Annotated in this window: 1 protein-coding gene and 1 pseudogene; one reads left to right on the forward strand and one right to left on the reverse strand. The window is 29.8% G+C overall.

From position 1 onward, the window contains the following. Positions 1-200: pseudogene (locus L8X36_RS08015) on the forward strand (peroxide stress protein YaaA); the annotation flags it as partial. A gap of 23 nt (positions 201-223) precedes the next feature. Here the strand turns inward: L8X36_RS08015 and L8X36_RS08020 are convergent. Beyond that, a complete protein-coding gene (locus tag L8X36_RS08020; RefSeq protein WP_263683321.1) occupies positions 224-1,423 on the reverse strand; it encodes a major outer membrane protein in 1,200 nt (399 codons plus the stop codon). Between the last annotated feature and the right edge of the window lie 374 nt (positions 1,424-1,797).

Consider the following 1,797-nt stretch of genomic DNA (forward strand, 5'->3'; position numbering starts at 1 on the left):
TTACCCTCACTTTTTTAAAAAATTCCAAAACTTTAAGTCACTTTGCAAAGGCTTATAGGGGTAAAATATTAAGAATACTAGCAAGTAAAAATATACATAGTAAAGAAGCTTTACTAGAAAACCTACCTAATGATTTAAAAATAAAAGAAATTAAAATACAAGGATTAAAAGAGGAAATAATTTTAGATATAGTAAGCTAAGCCTTTTGGCTTAGCTTTTATAATTAGAATTTGTATAGAGCTTCAAGTCTGATGAATTGATCATCTCTATCATCAACGCCTTGTTGATTTAAATCTTCTGTTAAGTAAGAATAGAATCCACTAAATGTAAGTTTAGGGCTATAAGCATAAGATACTCTTGCAATATATTCGTTTTTATCGATATCATTCATACCTGTTCTTTCTGTTTTACCACCAATATAATCAAATCCTACTCTTAAAGTTTCAGCAAAAGTATAACCTAAACCTGCAAAATAGAAGAAGTTTTCGCCATGGCTACCTCTTAAATCACTACCTTCAGAATAGAAAATTTGTTCACCTGGAGCAATTACACTACCTTTATCTTCTAAAACAACAACACTTGTTTTATCTTTATCACCAAAGCCAACTACACCTGCTTGAAAATCAAATGCAGAAATATTTGCTTGGATTTGAGCAGCGTAGAAATTTCCATTTTCTAATCCTAAGCGATCTTCTTTGTCACTGTCTAAGCTATTTCCTAAGTATTGAGCTTGGATTTTGAAGTTCATGTCATTGAATGCAAATTTATAGCTAGCATCTACTGCATATAAGAACGCCCAGTTGTTTGAATAAGCAGCCCATACTTGGAAAGCAAATGGATCAAAATCACCTAATACAGCAGCACCATAAAGAGAAGCTTTACCTAGGCTAATATTAGTATTAAAATCTCCATCATCTGTATAATTGAAGCTATCAAACCAGTAACCTGCAAAAGTTAAACCTTCGATAGAATTGTTAAGAACTTTAGCTCCTGTACCTACTGCATCATCAGTCCAAATTGAGTCAACTTCCATTTTACCGAAAAGTACATTTGTAGCATAAGCTTCGTTAGTGTATTCTAAGTAAGCTTGGTTAACAGCAAATGTGCTATGAGTATCAGTTTCAGCATTTCCAAAACCAGGTTCTTTTGTATTGCCATATTGGAATTGAACAAAGGCTTTGAAATTATCATCTAAAGCTGCTTTAAAATTGATTTGTGATTTAAATCTATGTCTGTTTTCTTTAACACCATTATAACCATTAGAAACAGCATTTCCTTGTTCTAATCTATCAGATTCAAATCTGTATCTGAACATACCTGATACATCAACATCTTTTATAGCTTCTTCAAGTGAAACAGCGTTAGCTGCTGAAAAAGCACCTGCAGCTAACGCTGCTACTAAACTAAGTTTAACTAGTTTCATGAGAATTCTCCTTATTAAAATTAAAACTATGGCTTGTATTATATCATAGTTTTATATGAGAATTCTTAAAGTAAACAAAAATATGTATTTATTGGGATATATATTTGAAGTTATAGCGCGTTGTTATACTATAATTATTAGTATATAATGATTATAGTTTAGATAATCAAACTATATTTAAGTTAAATCTTTAAAATTATAATTTAATTTTATTCCTAATTTTATATTTTATAAATAATCTCATTCATATTTAAAACTAAATATCTTTAAAGATCTAGTAAAAACTAGATCTTTAAAAACTAAGGAGTTATCTATGAATGTTTGCTTTTACAGATGTAATTATGCTCTTTGATAGTTAATGTTTGGAAACTGGG

The organism is Campylobacter sp. CNRCH_2014_0184h (assembly GCF_025772985.1).
Classification (GTDB): domain Bacteria; phylum Campylobacterota; class Campylobacteria; order Campylobacterales; family Campylobacteraceae; genus Campylobacter_D.

Excerpts from the sequence above, each read along its gene's own strand:
- L8X36_RS08020 (WP_263683321.1), bottom strand. The coding sequence starts at position 1,423 with ATGAAACTAGTTAAACTTAGTTTAGTAGCAGCGTTAGCTGCAGGTGCT.